Raw genomic sequence first — 19,206 nt, 5'->3', positions numbered from 1 at the left:
ATTTTATTTAAAGTTTACTTCAACATAAACCGGCAAATGATCTGATGGATATTTCAAGTCTTTTGAATCGCTCAAAACGGCATATTTTTTTACTTTCAAAATGCTATTCTTCGAAATAAAAATATAATCAATCAATTTAGTTACGGGTTCGTTGTGTTTAAAATTATTAAATGTTCCATAAGGCCCGAAAGGTTTCTCTTGCGAAACTTCTCTTGCGTCATCCATTGCTTTTTTAAGCAGTATTATTCTGTCCTCTTTAGGCTCTGAATTTAAATCACCCATAAGAATTACAGGATAATTTTTTGTGTTTAGTTCCTTAATTTTAGAAAGAATTAATTGGATTCCTTTGGTTCTGGCTTCTTCGCCAATGTGATCCAAATGTGTGTTAAAAACCCAAAAGAATTGTTTTGTTTTCAAATCTTTGAACAATGCATACGTACAAACTCTATTGTAGGCAGCGTCCCAACCTTTAGAAATTGTGTTGGGTGTTTCAGAAAGCCAGAACGTATTGCTTTCTTTAACTGTAAATCTTTCTTTTTTATAAAAAATATTGGACGATTCTCCTTGCCCAATTCCGTCTCTTCCAATACCTACATTATTATATTCCGGAAGTGAATTTGCAATATCAACAACCTGATTGGGTCTTGCTTCTTGGACTCCAAAAATATCAGGATTGTAAAATTGAATTTGAGAAATAAAATAATCTTTACGAAGACTCCAAGCATTCTCTCCGTCACTGGCGACATCTAAGCGAATATTATACGTCATCACTTTCAATGTTTGCCCATTAGAAAAAATTCCCATTAGCAAAAAAACTCCCGAAACAATTATTTTTTTTACCTGATTCATGTATACTATTTTTTGATGAATTAATATTTGATACCAAATATAACACTTCATTAGAGCTTCTATCCAACTTACAAATAGAAGCTCCCAATGAAGACCTAACTAAACAAAAATATAATTAATTGTAAACCCTAATGTAATCGACCTCAAAAGTGGAAGCGGTAAAATTAGGATCTATTGCTCCGCCAAAATTCCCTCCCATTGCACAATTTATGATTAAGAAAAAATTCTGATTAAAAGGAAGACTCGCCGAATTTGCAAACGTATAAAACAATTGATTGTCAACGTAAAACTTAATTGATGTTGCTGACCAATCTATAGAATAAATGTGAAACTCTGTTGAAGCATTAGGAACCATAACCGTGCTTGTATCAGGAGTATTTCCTGAACGTCCAGGAGAATGCAAAGACCCATGAACCCTGTTTTGGCTGTTGGCAACATGTTCCATAATATCAACTTCTCCACATGCGGGCCAAGCAGTTGTGCTTATATTGCTTCCTAACATCCATAAAGCAGACCAAGTTCCAGCACCCAAAGCCAGTTTTGCCTTAATTTCCACTCTTCCGTATTTGAACGAAAATTTATCTTTTGAAAGAATTCGAGCCGAAGTATAATTGCTTCCGCTAAAACTTTCTTTCAGCGTTTTAATTTTTAACAAACCATCCTGAACAATTACATTTTCCGGTCTGTTCGTGTAATATTGGGATTCATTGTTTCCCCAGCCACCAGCACCTAAATCATAACCCCATTTTGAACTATCGGGAGCGCCATTGACATTAAACTCATCTGACCAAACTAAAGCAGAACCCACAAAAACCGTTACTGAAATAGTGGAAGAAACAAACTTTCCTGAATTATATGCTGACACATATATAACATAGGTATTTGTACCCGCTGTTGTATAGGTATAAGTAAAACTTCCATTTGTTAGCTCTTTAGTTTCTCCATTACCAAGTAAAATTTTATAAGAAGTCGCATTAGTTGCACTGATGTTAAAATTTACTGTTCCGCTTCCATCGCCGTTTGGATTTTGTGCAGTTGCACCAGCTACTGTTGCTGAAACCGAAAGGTTTGAAGGCGCAGTTACCGTTTCTTCTTCGGTATTATTACTACCACTGCATGATAACAACATGAAAAAATTAGCCAAAGCCAATAAAAACATATAATTCTTATTTTTCGAAAATTGAAGTACCATATTATTTCCCATCCTTTAAAAGCTTTTTATGATTAAAATAAAGCTCAGAATTTTTGACAATTCTGAGCTTACATTTTATAATTTATTAAAGTGCTGGTTTCAATTTTAGATACCAAGCATTTCCAGTTTCGGTTCCTTGTACTCTAAGATACATGTAAGTTGATGTAATAACCAAGATTTCATATTCTTTTTGAACTGCACCATATCCTATGAAAGTATCTACACCTGACAATAAAATACTCGTTTGGGTAGACGTTGAATTATCAGCATTAGTAACGACTACCGGCGCACCTGATGATGCGGGTACAAAACTAAAAGCAGAAGTTCCGCCTCCGTAATTATAACATCCTTCATCTCCTGAACCCGGAATACCCGGAAGAGTTGTTAGTGAACCTGTTTTTGTAAATGCACCGTCCGGAGTAGTAACTTGCAAGGAGTATGTTCCCGAAGCTGCAACTTTAGCAAAAGTAAAAGTGGCTGTGTAAAAACAATTTGCAGAAGCTACTTTTTCATTAACACCACCGGCCCACCATTCTGGTCTGATAGAGGCTACATTCCAAGGACCAACGCCAAGATGACCTGCTACACTTTTATCTACTACCCACCTTTTTGAAGCATTATTCGTTAATGCAGTAACAATTTCCGGAGCAACAGTAAAATCACTTCTTACAGTAACGTCTTTAGTAACATTAGTAGAAGATCCTCCTTTGCCATAAGCTACAACAGTTATTCTATAAGTGTTTACCCCAACAGAAGTGTATTTCTTAGTAGCCTTACCCGTTGGTAAATAAACTAAATCCAATGGAGTACTTGCATCATAATCGATTTTATACGAAAGAGCATTGTCTCCTGTTACCGATATTTTTACACTTCCAGAACCATCACCGTTTGGATGCGTTGCATCTACTCCGACAACCTCAGCATTTATGACAACATTTGCTGGTGCCGATAATTCGCCCAAACTATACTCTTCTTCGTTGCAGCTAATAAATGTTAGTGCTACTATGAAAAGCCCTAAAATGTATTTGATATTTGTTTTCATATTTTTTTTAATTAGTTAATCTAATATTGTCTATATAAATTACTTCTCCTGATCCTTTTGCTGAATCATCGTATCTAAATACAAGTTGAGTAAATTTGGCATTAGCCGGAATTGCTGCAATTGTACTGAAATCAAATACTAATTCTTGCCAAGAATTGGCAACAGTATTGGCTACTTTTAAAACTGCAACACCATTTGCAGGAGTTCCGCCTACAGCCCATTCTAATTCTACATTTAGATTTTTACCCACTTCTGTTGCATACATCAATAATTTGATTTTATTTCCAGTTGCAAAATCTATTGGAGAATCCAAAGGAGTATAAGTTCCACTCCAAGTTTCTGCTCCTGTTGATTTTGTATATTTCCAAACTGTAGCACTAGTGTTCAATCCTGTTGGAAAAGGATTTGCTATTACTGCAGTTGAAATTCCACCAAAAGTTCCACCAACTCCATAATTTTGAGTTGTTAATTCATAGGTAATTGGTAACCCGTACGCATTGTAAATAATAGTTGGTGTCGTTTTTTCCGTTTTGGCAGCGCCACCGCTTAACGCAACAACTTTTACATTATACGTTCCGGCAACTGCATAATCATGAGCAACTTCTCCATCAGTAGCTAATGGCGTTCCAACTTCATTAGGAACATCTCCAAAATAAACTAAATACGATTTTGCATAATCCGCTTTGGCTTTTACTTTTAAATTGTGAATGTTTTTATTTAAAGTAACCGCTAAGTTTTCTGGCGCTCTATACACAACATCTAACGGGAATGTTTGCTCAGTTGTCGCTCCAGAAATTGATGTCGCAGTAATTTTTACCGTATATTTCCCTTCTGGATAAACATGGGTTGTACTTGCTCCGGGAGCTACTTTAACTGACGATACTGTTCCATGTCCGTATTCTACTTTGAAAGAAACAGCACCATCTGCAGTAGGAGTTATTGTTACTTTTCCTGAATTATCAGTGCTGATATCAAATATCTTATTGAGATTAGCCGATGATTCCGCACCTAAAAGAGCAGTATCTTCGTTGATTCCCTCCACAGTACAACTTATAGCTACAAGCAGTACTAGTATAAAGCTGAAAATTAATTTTATCTTTTTCATAATTTTATCTTTTATTAATTATAGCCAGGGTTTTGTTTCAATTTAGTTCCTTGAAGTTCTCTTACTGGTATAGGAAAAATTTCATCTTTACCGGCAACGAAACCTCTGTTTGATAATTTAGACGCTGCATCACCCCATCGAACAAGATCGAAAAATCTATGTCCTTCACCTGCAAGTTCCATTCTTCTTTCATTTTTAATGGCTGCAAGTGTAACCGGAACAGAAGGCAAACCAACTCTTAATCTAACTGCATCAAGTAAAGCTTGAGCTCTTGCTCCAGAACCTAATGCTTCGGCTTCCATCAAATAAGTATCTGCTAATCTAATGATATAAGAATTTTGTCTGTAATTCAATTCTGCTGCTCCACCACCAGTTCTTACATCTTCTTTTCTAGGAAGGAATTTGTTTAAGAAATATCCTGTATCTTGATATCCACCAATATAATCAGCTTTACCAGCTGCTTTTAAAGCTTTTAAATCTAATATTGTAGGACCAAATCTTGGGTCTAACTTAATGGCGTCATATAAATCTTGAGTGATAACATTAAAACTCCATCCTGATGGTAAATCAGGTGCTGTTGAACCTGATGGTCTTGAATAACTTCTAGGGCCTACCATAACATTCAATGAATTCCCTTCGTCTCTACCTGAACCCCAGAATCCCCAGTCAGAATTACCGGCACTAGTGTGAGAAACTTCAATAAGTGACTCCGTATTAAACTTATTAGAAACTACCCATAAATCACTAAAATTGGTCAACAATTTATTTCCATATTGATTTGTTCCACCCGGCGTACCATTTACTAAGGCAAGAATAGCTGCTGCTTCGGATTTTTTACCTTCTTGTAAATACACTTTTCCAAGCAATGCCTGTGCAGCACCTTTTGTAAGACGTCCAGATTCTGTATCAGCAGGAACAGTTGTTGGTAAAGTGGCTATTGCCTCAATCAAATCTTTCTCGATTTGAGCATAAACTGCTTCTGATGTCGCTTGCTCCACTTCATACATATTAGTAGCGGTTAAAGGCTCCAATAATAATGGAACATTCTTGAACAATCTAACCAAGTTGAAGTAATACATGGCTCTCAATGCTTTTGATTCTCCTGCAAATCGCGCTTTCACATCATCTGGCATAGCAACACCCGGTAATTTCAATAATAAAGTGTTTGCTCTAAAAATTCCTTGGTAATGATCATTCCAAAAACTTCCCGGAACAATTGTCCCTGTAAGTGTATGCGTAGAAAAACCCTGAATTCCAGCTCCATCTGTAGAACCACCTCCACCTGCGTAGAAGTCATCAGAACCAGCATTCATCATACCTACCATGTTTTCAAAACCACCCGTGTTTTTTCTAATCGCATCATAAACTCCTACCAAAGCTGCTGTAGCTTGGTCTTGATTCGCATAATAGTTATCCGAAAGAAATGACCCCTTTGGCGTTATATCTACAAATTCTTCCGTACAGGAACCGAATGAAACCACAGCTGCTGCAATAAATAAATATTTAAATTTTATCGTTTTCATAATTCTTGATTGTATTAAAATTGTAAATTAGCTCCAAGCATAAATGTTCTTGCTTGTGGATAAATTCCTTTGTCTATCCCGAATACACCTCCACCAATTTCTGGATCATAACCTGTGTATTTAGTAATAGTCAATAAGTTCTCGGCAGTTAAATAAAAACGTACTTTATTCGCTCCAATTTTACTCACCACACTACTAGGCAATGAATATCCAAGTTGAACTAGTTTCAGTCTAAGATAATCTCCTTTTTCTAAATAAAAATCTGACATCTTTCCAAAATTTCCATTGGTATCATCATTAGTTAGTCTAGGATAATCATTTGAAGTTCCTTCACCTGTCCACCTGCTTAAAGCAATCGTTTGATAGTTTGCATTTCCTACATCCAGTCTTCGCAAGCCCTGGAAAATTTTATTTCCTGCTGCTCCTTGAGCAAATGCCATCAAATCGAAGTTTTTATAATCTAAATTTAAGGTCAGACCAAAAGTGTATTTTGGAATATTACTTCCTAAAAATTGTTTGTCATCATCTCCAATTGAACCATTACCGTCTGTATCTACCCAACGGAAATCTCCCGGACGGGCAGCTGGCTGAATCAAACCTCCAGATGAATTTGTATAAGCATCAATTTCTGCTTGATTTTGAAAAATACCTGCTGTTTTAAATCCGTAAAATGAATTATACGATTGCCCTACTTGTGTTCTTGTTACTGCTCCCATAGATTGAAAAGAAGCATCACCCACTAAATAATTAGAATCTGCTGCCACATAAGTAACTTTGTTTTCTAAGTAAGCAACGTTCCCATTAGCAGAGAAATTAAAATCACCAAAAGTCTTTTTATATCCTAATTCAACCTCTATTCCTTTATTGTCCATATCGGCAACATTACCTATTGGACTTGCAGTCACACCTACATAACCCGGAATATTTATTGGACGTAAAATCCCTTTGGTTGATTTTTTGTACAAGTCTACAGTAAGACTTATGTCATTAAAAAGTTTGGATTCAAAACCAACATTTGCCTGAGAAGTTTCCTCCCATCTCAAATCTGGGTTATCAAGTGTAAGGTTAGCATAACCAGTCGTAATTGCTCCTGCGTTTCCAAAAGAATAATTATAACCACCTTCAACTAGAGAAAGGTATCTAAAATCTGGTATGGCATCGTTTCCAACGACTCCGTATCCACCTCTTATTTTAAAAGTATTAAGTACTTTACTTTCTTTCCAAAAATCTTCTTTGGTTAAAACCCACCCTAAATTAAACGATGGAAATACACCGAATTTATTGTTACCACCGAAACGTGTAGAACCATCACGACGAATAATCCCTGTAACTAAATATTTCTCTTTGTAATCGTAATTCACACGTGAAAATAAAGAGTTCAATTTATGATGCGTAGAATCGTACGTATAACTGCTTCTGTCAGATTGTGGTATATCAAAGTTAAAAGAGGCATCTTTATAATTGGTCACAGGCAATCCAAACAATGTAGCACCAAGACCTCCACCAATATTATCAACATAAGATCCCTGACCCAATAAAACCGTTAAGTTATGATCCCCAAATTGATTTGTATACGTCAATATGTTTTCAACATTCCACGCAAAACTTTTGTTTTCATATTTACTGTAGTTATTTTTTAGCACATTTGAAGTTGCACTTAAATAGAAAACAGGTGTAAATCCTTGACCTCCCCATGTTGCTAATTTTGCTCCAAAAGTTGATCTCACTTTTATATGACTTGTTATAGCCGCTTCAATATATGCGTTACCAACGATGTCATCTGAAGTACCATAACTTCCTAATCTTGTTTTGGCATAAGCCAAAGGATTCGTCATTTCTTGACCAACCAAACTTGAAATTCCATAAGGATTTCCGTTTGCATCACGAATTACAGGATTAGTAGCATAAGGTGCATCATTCGCTTTTACAGGATCTGTTTCTACCAAAGGAGTAGTTGGATCTAAGTTGATTGCTGAACTTAACGGCCCACCAAACTCACTGTTTGTATTTCCAATACCAATTGTTTTTTGTCTCGAAAAACCTAATGTTTGTCCGAAAGTAAAAACTTTAGATATTTTATGTGTTGAGTTTAAACGGAAATTCTTTTTACTATAATTTGATATTTCTGTTGAAACAATTCCTTCTTGTTCTTGAAGTCCAAAAGAAGCATAAAAATTAGAAACATCAGATCCTCCGCTGATACTCAATTCATGTGAATAACGGAAAGCGCTTGTATTAAAAATCGCTTTTTGCCAATCTGTACCAACTCCTAAAGCAGATAAATTAGGAAATATTGCTGGACCGCCGGCGGCAACTGATTTTTCATTTAACAAAGCACCATATTGTGTGGCGTTCAGTAAATTTAAAGTTTTTTCTGGAGATGAAATTCCTGAAAAACCATTGTAGTTCACAGAAATTTTTCCTGATTTTCCTTTTTTGGTTGTTACCAAAATTACTCCTGTTGCAGCACGAGTACCATAAATCGCAGCAGAAGCAGCATCCTTAAGTACTTCAATCGACTCAATATCAGATTGATTAAGGAATCCTATTCCACCACCATCTACAACAACTCCGTCTACAACCCAAAGTGGATTATTACCACCATCGCCAAAAGTAGTTACCCCTCTGACACGGATTGTTGATCCAGAACCTGGTTGCCCAGAACTGGCAGCAATAGTAACACCGGAAACTCTACCTTGTAAAGCTTGCTCGATACGACCATTTGGTACTTTCTCAAGATCTTTTGCTTTTACGCTCGATATTGCTCCAGTAACAACACTTTTCTTTTGAGTTCCGTAACCTACAACGACAACTTCCTGCAAGTTTTCTGTTGAAGATTTAAGTTTAACATCAACTCGACTTCTTCCATTGATGGCTTCCTTTGAAGTAATATAGCCTACATAGCTAAACTCTAAAGTGGCTTTTGAATCGGCCTTAATTTGATAGTTCCCATCAAAATCCGTAGCCGCAGCTTTGGAAGTTCCTTTAATTAAAACGCTTACTCCTGGGATGGGCAGCCCGTTTTCGTCATATACTTTTCCGTTTACAGTAACATCTTGTGCTTGTGCATAAACTGAGAATAGAATAGATAAAAGACAAAAAATGAACAGTTTTGTAAATTTCATATTTCTAAAAATTTTGGTTAATTAATTAGTAATTTGAAGCAATATTATCACTATTTTTTCTATATTCATTTTAATTATTTACTACAAAAACACATCAAATACATTTTTAATACTTAACAAAAACACATCAAAAAATTTATAAATAATTGTTTTTAAATAGATTAAATATTTTTTTGCTTTGTTATTTAAATGTTAATTTAAATAAAAACCACTACATTTATGAAATAAAGAGAAATTGCGTTTTATTTATTGAATTCATTGAAAAACCATCGTTTTACAAACAATAATAATTGCCCTTTTTTAATAACAATCAACTCATTACACCTAGACTTCAATCATGAGATTTACCAAACTCCATATTCTAATTTTTTTTATTTTATCATCCTTTACAACAATCTATGGACAAGTAAAAAATATTGGCTTGCCGGAAATTAGAAACTATAAAAGAACCGACTATAAAGGTGGTACTCAAAACTGGAACATAGATCAAGATAAAAACGGCAATTTATATTTTGCGAATAATAATGGTCTTTTCCAATTTGACGGATCATCATGGAAAAAATACAGTTTGCCAAATTTATCTGCCATCAGGTGTTTGAAGATTGATGACTCCGGGAGAATTTTTGTTGGAGGCTATGATGAATTTGGATATTTCGAAGCTAATTCTAAAGGAAAACTGGTTTATTTTTCAGTTTCAAAACTAATAAACAAAGACAACATCAAAGCGATTGACTTCATCTGGAAAATTCATATCCATAAAGGAGAAGTACTATTTCAATCGTTTACAAGAGCCTATATTTTCAAAAACCAGAAGCTTAAATTACTGGAATCCCCAAACAGATTTCAATTTTCATTTCAGGTAAAAAACCAACTTTATTTTCAGGATATTTCTGCAGGAATATTGGAATATAAAAACGGAAAATTGTTTCCGTTAAAAGGAACTACCGTTTTGAACACTACAGAAATCTGGGGAATGTTCCCAATGCCAGATAATAAAATACTTATTACAACTTTAGACAAAGGGCTTTTTATATATGACAATGAAAAAATCACTTCATGGAATACCGAAGCAAATTATTTTATCAAAAAAAACAGTTCCCTTGGCGGGGTAACTATAAAAGATAAGTTCATCATTCTGAATTCCGTATTAGACGGCATGATTATTTGCGACTTAAACGGAAATATAATTCAGCACATCAATCATAAAAAGGGATTGCAAAACAATACCGTACTGACTTCATTTATTGACAGTAAAAACAATCTTTGGCTGGGACTAGACAATGGAATTGCCTTTATTAATGAAAATTCTCCATTTACCTATTTTGGTTTCAGTTATGATTTAAGTACCGTTTATGCTTCTGCTGCTTATAAAGGAAACCTTTACGTAGCCACTAATCAAGGTCTTTTTTACCATTCTTGGAGCAACAGCATTAAAGAAGACACTTTTAAACTTGTTGAAGGAACCACAGGTCAGGCTTGGAATATTCAAGTGATAGACGACCAGCTAATCTGTGCTCATAATAGAGGCGCATTGTTGGTTTCGGGAGGAAAAGTTATTAAAACATTAGACAACAAAGGGCATTTTGGCTTTAAGCCAATTCCTAACCGCCCTAATTACTTAATTGGGTCAACCTACTACGGATTTACCATATTTGAAAAAACATCGGGCGGATGGAGCTATAAAAATCAAGTAGAAGGATTTGACCTATCGGCCAATACATTTGAAATAGATGAGCTTAATTTGTGGTTAAAAAAAGACAATTTACTTTACCAGCTAACCCTATCGGATGGTTTAAACAAATTTAAATCTATAAAAACACATAAAAATCTATCCAACTCAGTTAAAGGAATAGGGAGTTTACAACGAATGAAAAACAACGTATACTTTCAAACAGATAATCGTTTTTATAAGTATTCACAAGAACAAGATTTGTTTTTTGAAGATAAAAAAATTAGCGTGGTATTTAAAGATGTCCCAAAAATATATTCTTTAACTGAAGATAGTTATGGCAATATCTGGTATATTTTCAGCGAATCATTAGGCGTTTTAATGAAACAGAAAAATGGCACTTATAAAAACTCTATTGCGCCTTTTTCCAGTTTAACAGGCAATCTCGTAAACAACTACATATCCGTAAACACGATTAATCCTGAAAATATATTAATTGGTTTAACCGATGGTTTAGCCCATTATAATCCGAAACTACAGAATTATTCCGTGTCAAAACCAATAGCATTTATTCGAAGTTTTTCTTATCCTGGAGATACAATAATCTTAGGAAACGGGCAAAATAAGATTGACATGCTCAAAATACCTTATTCAGCAAATCGCGTAAAATTCACATTCTCGTCTCCTACTTATGAAAATCTGGAGAATGTAGAATTCTCTTACCAACTGGAAGGTTTTGATGATCGATGGAGCGCTTGGTCTTCCATTTCAATTAAAGAATACACTAACTTAAGAGAAGGTGATTACAAAATGAAATTAAAAGTGAGAAACAGTCATGGGATTCAATCGCAAGAAGCAATTGCTACTTTTACTGTTTCCCCTCCTTGGTACAGGCATTTTTTGGCATATTTATTTTATCTTTTACTAATAGTTGCTTCTGTATTTTTCATTCGCAACAGAGTAAAAATGAAGATACGAAAAAACAAATATTACGAAACAATAGAGCAGCGAAGACTATATTTAGAGAAAGAATCTAAAATAAGACAGGAACAATACGAACTGGAAAAAGAAATTGAAAAATTAAAAAGTGACAAGTTACAAATTAAGATTTTAGCTAAGGATAAAGAATTAGTCAATAATTCGCTACAAGTAGTTAAGAAAAACAAAATCCTAAATGGCATCATTTACAAATTAAAAGATATCAATGTCGAATCTTTTGATGATTCTACTAAGTTTCAATTTACAAAATTGAATAAAAGCATCACCAAAGAAGTTAACGCAGACAAAAGCTGGAAAGACTTAGAAAAACACATTAAGAATGTACATTTTGATTTCCTGAAAAGATTAAAGGAAAAATATCCTACAATATCTCCCCGAGAATTGGACTTATCAACCTATCTATTAATGAATATGTCAACGAAAGAGATTGCCGAAATCATGAATATCTCAAACGGAGGAGTAGAACTGGCACGTTACCGATTGAGAAAAAAACTAGGACTCAATAAAAAAGAAAATCTGATTGGATTTCTAATGAGCATTTAATAAAAACCAAAATGCCATCATAAATTACTATGATGGCAGTTCTATGATAAAAACAGCTGTTCTTTATGTCAAGAAATTTAAAGTTCGCTCCAATGCCATTCCCCTGGATCCTTTTATCAAAATAGTACAATTGTTGAATTCAGTCATTGGCAAATCATTTGAAAATTCTTCAAATGTATTGTAAAACCAAAAGTTACTTTTTTCAAATTTATTGGCATAAAATGCTGAACCGATAAAATAACATTTCACGTTATCTTCATTTGAAAGCAAGTCAACTATTGCTTTATGCTCTTCCTGACTTTCCTTTCCTAACTCAAACATGTCTCCCAAAATCATTGCTTTATTTGAACTCTCTAACTGCAGAAAATTCTCAATAGCTACAGCCATACTGCTCGGGTTTGCATTATAGGCATCCAGAATAATTTGGTTAGTTCCTTTTGTCAATAACTGCGATCTGTTATTCTCAGGCACATAGCTTTCTAAAGCTTCTTTTATTGCGATATCATCAATTTTAAAATACTTTCCTATAGTTAGCGCCGCATTGATGTTATTGGCATTATACAAGCCTATTAAATGTGTTGAAATAGTTAGATCAGAATAGTTTATTGCCACAAATGGATTTGCTTTGACTGAGGTAATATTTACATCTGCGTTTGTTTTATTAATGCCAAAAGAATAGGCCTTTAACGACATTGACTTTTCAACTTGAATAGGATCTTCCAGATTTATAAAAGCAAGTTTATCATTTACAGAAAGGTACTGATACATTTCGCTTTTTCCTTCAATCACTCCTTCAACACCACCAAAACCTTCTAAATGCGCTTTTCCAAAATTAGTGATGTAGCCATAATCCGGTTTTGCTAATTCACATAGAAATTCAATTTCTTTTTTGTGGTTCGCCCCCATTTCAACAATTCCAATTTCTGTTTCTGAATTAAACGAAAGCAATGTCAACGGAACACCAATGTGATTGTTAAGGTTTCCAACGGTAGCTTTAGTATTGATTTTTTTAGAAAGAACAACATGAATCAGTTCTTTGGTCGTAGTTTTTCCATTACTTCCGGTAAGGGCAATTATAGGGAGTTTCAAATATTCACGGTGAAACTTAGCCAGTTCCTGTAAGGCTATTAAACTGTCATCAACTAAGATTGTTCTTTGGTCAATAAAATAAGATTCATCGTCAATTATTACATAAGAAGCACCTTTATCTAATGCTTCTTTCGCAAATGTATTAGCATCAAAACGCTCCCCTTTTATGGCGACAAATAAGGAGTTGAACTCAATCTTACGGGTATCAATCGAAACCGATTTACATTTTAAAAATAAACTATGAATGTAACTAATATCCATTTGAAATGATTTAAAAAAATAAAAGCCCTAATCAAAGGGCTTTTATTTTTATTTTATAAAAAAAATTAATTTCTAGCTGTTTTTTTCTTGTCTGCTTTAGGCCCTACTCTAGACATAGCACATCTAAAACCGATGTAATCTGTAGCCATATCTTGTGGAAAATACCTTCTTTGTGCAGGATCTAACCAATAAGCTCTATCTCTCCAAGAACCACCTTTATAAACTCTAACTTCATCATTTATTAAAGTTGTTCTCTTGCTTGATTTATCATATTTTCTAACCATTTTACCTAAACTGTCTGTAGTAACATTGTGTTTAGGTGAGTTATACATGATTTTCTCATCTTTTTGTTTTTCAGTATCCGCTTCAGAAGATCCAAAGTTATAATATCTGGTAGATTGTTTATCACCATCTCTGTAATTAGTATTATCACTTTTGTCGAAATTCTGTCTCAAATACGTCTCTTTTTCATCAACAGGAACTTGAGCTATTTGACCCGGGAATTTTCTGGCAACTATTCTACCGTTACTTAAAGTATCAAATTTCATATTCTCTTTAGTAACAATTTCAACCTTACCGTCTGCTCCGATTTTATTTTTAGTGTATTGATTTCCTCTAAAATAATTGAAGTCATTCGCTTCATTGTCAATTATAGGTCTGTAAACATCTTGTACCCATTCAGCAACATTTCCAGCCATATCATACAATCCAAAATCATTTGCAGGGTATTTTTTAACTTCATTGGTAATATCTGCACCATCATCAGACCAACCTGCAATTCCACCGTAATCTCCATTACCTTGTTTGAAATTGGCTAACTGATCTCCTTTACTTTGTCTTTTACCTGAACGAGTATAACCGCCTGACCAAGGGTATTTTTTTTGACCTTTATAGATATTGTATTCTCTTTGTCCTACATCGGCAGCAGCTGCATATTCCCATTCTGCTTCAGTTGGTAGTCTGTATTCAGGAAGAAGTATTCCAGAAGAGCGTTGTGCATAAACATTTTTAGGCTCAATAACTTTACCGTCTTTTCCAGCTTTAGGAGCTTTTTTACCTCCATTTTTTCCTTTTAATACAATTTCTTCATTTCCTCCGTATGCCAAAGTAGGTGAATTCAAATACGTTTCTGTATCAAAATTACTGTCAGCCGTTACATCTAAAGTCTTTGCATTCTTTTTAAGATATCCGTTTTTTTCCAAAAGCGCTTCATTTACACGTTGCGTTCTCCAGTTACTGAATTCAACTGCTTGAATCCAATTTACTCCAACAACAGGATATTCTGCATAAGAAGGATGTCTTAAATAATTATTAGTCATCGTTTCATTGTAACCCAATCTATTTCTCCAAACTAACGTATCAGGTGAGGCTCCTTCGTATATGTTTTTATAATTTTCTTCAGTGGGTGGGTAAACACTTTTCAACCAATCTAAGTAATCTAAATACATAGAGTTTGTAACTTCAGTCTCATCCATATAAAAAGACTGAACGTGCTGTTGTGTTGGCGTATTATTCCAATCATGCATAACATCATCCTCTACTTTTCCCATAGTAAATGTACCACCTTCCACAAAAACCAAACCTGGCCCTGCTTGTTGTTTTTTACTTGAACCTGCTTTTTTGCTGTCCATATTCCAACCGGTTGCTCTTGAGGTGTTTTTGGAGCTGGACTTTTTACTGCAACTGGAAAAACCAATTACTAACAGGATTGATATCAACAATCGTAAGCCCATAATTTTGTTTGCTTTCATACTCTTTAGTAGGTAATAATAGTAGGTAATAATTTAAGTGCCGCAATATAATAATTAACCATTAATCAACATCATACTTTTAAATAATTTTCGCCGATGTAATTTTAACAATAAATTATATATCAAAACGCAAATTTATAATATTTATTATTTAAATCACACGAAATGGTTTATTTTTACTGATAAATAATAACTCACTATTAATCACGTTAAAAAAACGATGAGAAAAATACTTTTGGCTTATTTATGCCTGATTCCTTTTGTTTCTTTTGCTCAAATTAAAGGTGACGCAGTCATTGAATGGACAGATAAAAAAGAAATGTCCTATGGTGATTTCAAAGTCATTATCCCTCAATTTACAGGAAATAATTTTCATTATGATGCTTCCCAAAAGGCATTGCTTTATACCTTAAAAATAAAAGAGCCAATCTCTTTTAACGAAGCGAAAGTCACAATCACAAATGTAACTTACGAAACAATCACAACTTCACAACTTGGCGATTTGGCTTCCGAAAACATTCCTAAAACAATAAATGCATCTCTAAATGTAAGCATTTCAAGAGACATCAGAGACGCTTTTATCAATCTTTCACCTATAATTAAGGACGATTTCGGTTTTAAACGCATAAAGTCTTTTTCCTATGAAGTAGACGCCAATACTGCCAGAATATCACAATCCAGCAAAAGCGCAAGCACAAATAGCATCATCAATTCTGTTTTAGCAAAAGGCAACTGGTATCAATTTTATGTTGAAAAATCCGGCGTATATAAAATCACTAAAACTTTTTTACAACAATTAGGGTTAGACCCAAATACATTAGACCCGCGAAAAATAAAAATTTATGGTAATGGCGGACGAATGCTTCCGCTATCAAACAGTATTTTTTATCCAAACGACTTATCCGAAAACGCAATTCAAATCAATGGTGAAGCCGACGGAATTTTCAACAACGACGATTATATACTTTTTTATGCCGAAGGAGTTGACACTTGGAACCAGGAAAGCTTGACTTTTACTAATCTGTACGATACAAAGTCCTATTATTACATTACTATTCAAGGTGCCGATGGAAAAAGAATCGCTCCTATGGCTCAACCTTCCGGAAGCAGCACTTTAAACATCACTTCTTTTGACAATCAACAATACCACGAGGTAGACCTTATTAATGTAGCGCGATTGGGTCGCCAATGGTTTGGTGAATCATTTGAAGTCAAAGACGAACAGGAATTCGATTTTAATTTCCCTAATTTTGATCCTTCAACTCCTGTAAAAGTGTTATTAACAGCTGCTTCAGCTGCATTTACCCCAACTACTTTGAATGTGACTGCAAATGGAACTGCAGTTGGCACCATTTCTTTTCCTGCTTTAAACAATAATTCCGGAACTGAGTTTTATTTAGGTTCTTTACCAAACAACACCAGCTTTAATGGTGCCGAAAACATAAAAATAAAATTGAAATACAATAATAATGGTGTTCCGGGTTCCAAAGGTTTTCTGGACAACATAAGGCTTATCGCCAAGCGAAAACTGCAAGGCTACGGAAAACAGTTTCATTTTCAATACGATCAATCCAATTCAAGTTTTGGAATTGTGAATTACAGCCTTTCAAACACAACAGATATTCCACAAATTTGGGATGTCACCGATATTTATAATGTAACCACAATCGAAAACTCAAATCAAAGCACAATAAATTTTAAAGCAAACTTGGGAGAACTCAGAAAATATATTGCTTTAGATGCTTCGGATTATTATACTCCTTTAAAAGATACCAAATCAAAAGTCACTAATCAAAACCTAAAAGGAACAGTATTAAAAAACGGACAAGGTCAATTCCAAGACATCGATTACGTGATTATCACGCCCACTTTTTTAGCCACACAAGCAGAAAAATTAGCCGCTTTTCATCGCACCCAATCCAATTTAAATGTAAAAGTAATTCCATTGGAGTCCATCTATCAAGAATTTTCTTCGGGAAAGCAAGATGTTGCAGCAATCCGAAATTGCATTAAGTACATCTATGAAAATGCTTCGGCACCGGAGAAAAGAGTAAAGTTTGTCAATCTTTTTGGAGATGCCTCTTATGATTTTAAAAATAGAATCACAAACAACACTAATGTCGTGCCCATTTACCACGCCTTAAACAGTAGCACAACGGGTGAATCCTCTTTTGCCTCAGATGATTTTTTTGGATTAATGGATGCTACAGAAGGAAATGTTGTTTCGTATTTTGGAGGAATTGATATTGCTGTGGGCAGAATGCTGGTGAATGATACCAAACAAGCTGACGAAATGGTAAGTAAAGTCATCGAATATCACGACTTGAAATCCTACGGAAGCTGGAGAAATAACTTCGCATTGGTTTCTGATGATTCAGATATAGCATCTGATGCCAGTTTACAAAACAGACAAAATAGCCTTGCAAATACAATTGCTTCTGAAAAACCATTTCTAAATGTGACTAAAATTCTTTTAGATTCTTATGTCCAAGAAGCATCCGCAGGAGGTTCCAGATATCCAAAAGCAAGAACGGACTTCTTCAATGCTTTCGAAAAAGGGGCTTTGGTGTTTAATTATTTAGGACACGGTGGCGAAGATGGTTTATCAGGCGAACGCATTTGGGAAAAATCAGATGGACAGAACTTGAGCAATCAATACAAGTATCCTTTATTTATAACTATCACTTGTGAATTTTCCCGTTTTGACAATCCTTTGAGACCAACCGCTGGAGAATATACCTATTGGAATCCTAAAGGCGGAGCAATAGCAATGATTACAACCATTCGATCCATTGGACAATTCAGTGCAGAAAATTTCAACGACGCTCTGACAAAAAATTTATTGTCGTACAATTCGAACCAATATACTTCAATTGCAGAGGCGCTGCGAATTTCAAAAAACAGCAATCCAAATTCAGCGACCAATGTTGTTTTTTATATTGGTGATCCAGCATTGATGCTAGCTATTCCAAGGCCAAAAATTAGATTAACTAAAGTAAATGACATTCCGGTTACCCAAACCATTGACGACTTCAAATCATTGGCAAAAATGAAACTGACAGGAGAAGTTACAGATGAAAACAATAACTTGTTGACGAATTATAACGGAGAAGTTTCTACAACTATTTTTGACAAAACAGTTTCAAGAACAACATATAACAATGACGGTAATAGTCCGCCTATTAATTTCAATGTTTTAGGCGAAACAATATTCAGAGGAAACGCATCGGTCACTAATGGCCAGTTTGAGTTTAGTTTTGTTGTACCAAGAGACATTAGAGTTCCATTGGCCAACGGAAGGATTAGTTTTTATTCCAAAAAAAATCAGTTATTACAGAACGAAACCGGATACGATTCAACAATAAAAATAGGCGGAATAAATGAAAATGCAACCGCAGACAATATTAGTCCAAGAGTTAAGTTATATATGAATGACGAGACTTTTGTTTCTGGCGGAACAACTAATGAATCCCCATTTCTTGTTGCACTGCTTGAAGATGAAAACGGAATAAATACGGCAAGCGGAATAGGCCATGATATTGTTGCTATTCTTGATGGAGATGTAAGCAATCCCTTTGTACTGAATGATTATTATCAAACAACATTAGACGATTTTACAAGTGGAACTCTCCGGTTTCCGTTGCGCAATTTAGCTCCGGGATTACACACTATAACATTCAAAGCGTGGGATGTATACAACAACCCGATAACCGCTGAGATTCAGTTTATTGTTGTAGGTGATGAAACGATAACATTGACACATGTGTTGAATTATCCAAATCCGTTCGTTAATTATACTGAGTTTTGGTTTACACACAACAGACCATTTGAACCATTGGACGTTCAAGTTCAAGTAATGACAATAACAGGAAAAGTGGTTTGGACAAAAAATCAAATTATCACAACTGAAGGATTTTTATCAAAAGAAATCACTTGGGATGGCAAAGATGATTTTGGAGATAAAATAGGGAAAGGCGTTTATGTCTACAAACTAACCGTAAAATCAAGTCTAACAAATAAGAAAACTGAAAAATTTGAAAAACTTGTTATACTTTAAT

General features: G+C 34.6%; 10 protein-coding genes. 2 read left to right on the top strand and 8 right to left on the bottom strand.

All coding sequences use genetic code 11. The features are described 5' to 3' along the window. Positions 1 to 3: 3 nt before the first annotated feature. From C8C87_RS01835 to C8C87_RS01810, 6 genes are all read right to left on the bottom strand, one after another. Entirely contained in the window at positions 4 to 804 is an 801-nt protein-coding gene (locus tag C8C87_RS01835; RefSeq protein ID WP_369869854.1) for an endonuclease/exonuclease/phosphatase family protein, read from the bottom strand. A 160-nt stretch (positions 805 to 964) separates the two neighbouring features. Then, positions 965 to 2,053, bottom strand: coding sequence for a family 16 glycosylhydrolase (locus tag C8C87_RS01830; protein WP_233549987.1), 1,089 nt, complete (start codon positions 2,051 to 2,053; stop codon positions 965 to 967). Positions 2,054 to 2,126: 73 nt separating this feature from the next. Then, entirely contained in the window at positions 2,127 to 3,083 is a 957-nt protein-coding gene (locus C8C87_RS01825) for a hypothetical protein (RefSeq protein WP_099713531.1), read from the bottom strand. Positions 3,084 to 3,090: 7 nt separating this feature from the next. Next, entirely contained in the window at positions 3,091 to 4,188 is a 1,098-nt protein-coding gene (locus tag C8C87_RS01820) for a hypothetical protein (protein WP_147402354.1), read from the bottom strand. Between the two features lie 14 nt (positions 4,189 to 4,202). Next, positions 4,203 to 5,711 (bottom strand): RagB/SusD family nutrient uptake outer membrane protein, encoded by a 1,509-nt coding sequence (locus tag C8C87_RS01815; protein ID WP_121340914.1) that lies wholly within the window; start codon positions 5,709 to 5,711, stop codon positions 4,203 to 4,205. 14 nt (positions 5,712 to 5,725) lie between these two features. Further along, positions 5,726 to 8,836, bottom strand: coding sequence for a TonB-dependent receptor (locus tag C8C87_RS01810; RefSeq protein WP_121340913.1), 3,111 nt, complete (start codon positions 8,834 to 8,836; stop codon positions 5,726 to 5,728). Positions 8,837 to 9,173: 337 nt separating this feature from the next. On the opposite strand from C8C87_RS01810, the gene C8C87_RS01805 reads away from it, so the two are divergent. Next, the gene (locus C8C87_RS01805) at positions 9,174 to 12,047 is read left to right on the top strand and encodes a triple tyrosine motif-containing protein (RefSeq protein WP_121340912.1); all 2,874 of its coding nucleotides are present in this window, start codon (positions 9,174 to 9,176) and stop codon (positions 12,045 to 12,047) included. A 63-nt stretch (positions 12,048 to 12,110) separates the two neighbouring features. On the opposite strand, the gene murF is transcribed toward C8C87_RS01805, so the two are convergent. Together murF and gldJ are read right to left on the bottom strand one after the other, a co-directional pair. Further along, the gene (gene murF, locus C8C87_RS01800; protein WP_121340911.1) at positions 12,111 to 13,397 is read right to left on the bottom strand and encodes a UDP-N-acetylmuramoyl-tripeptide--D-alanyl-D-alanine ligase; all 1,287 of its coding nucleotides are present in this window, start codon (positions 13,395 to 13,397) and stop codon (positions 12,111 to 12,113) included. A 65-nt stretch (positions 13,398 to 13,462) separates the two neighbouring features. Beyond that, on the bottom strand, positions 13,463 to 15,148 hold the full coding sequence (gene gldJ, locus C8C87_RS01795; protein ID WP_099713537.1) for a gliding motility lipoprotein GldJ: 1,686 nt from the start codon (positions 15,146 to 15,148) through the stop codon (positions 13,463 to 13,465). A gap of 220 nt (positions 15,149 to 15,368) precedes the next feature. Here gldJ and porU point away from each other — a divergent pair, with 220 nt between their 5' ends. After that, positions 15,369 to 19,205, top strand: coding sequence for a type IX secretion system sortase PorU (porU, locus tag C8C87_RS01790; protein WP_121340910.1), 3,837 nt, complete (start codon positions 15,369 to 15,371; stop codon positions 19,203 to 19,205). Position 19,206 lies beyond the last annotated feature (1 nt).

Source organism: Flavobacterium sp. 120, assembly GCF_003633605.1.
GTDB classification, from domain to species: domain Bacteria; phylum Bacteroidota; class Bacteroidia; order Flavobacteriales; family Flavobacteriaceae; genus Flavobacterium; species Flavobacterium algoritolerans.
This window is presented reverse-complemented; position numbering and strand designations above follow the sequence as displayed.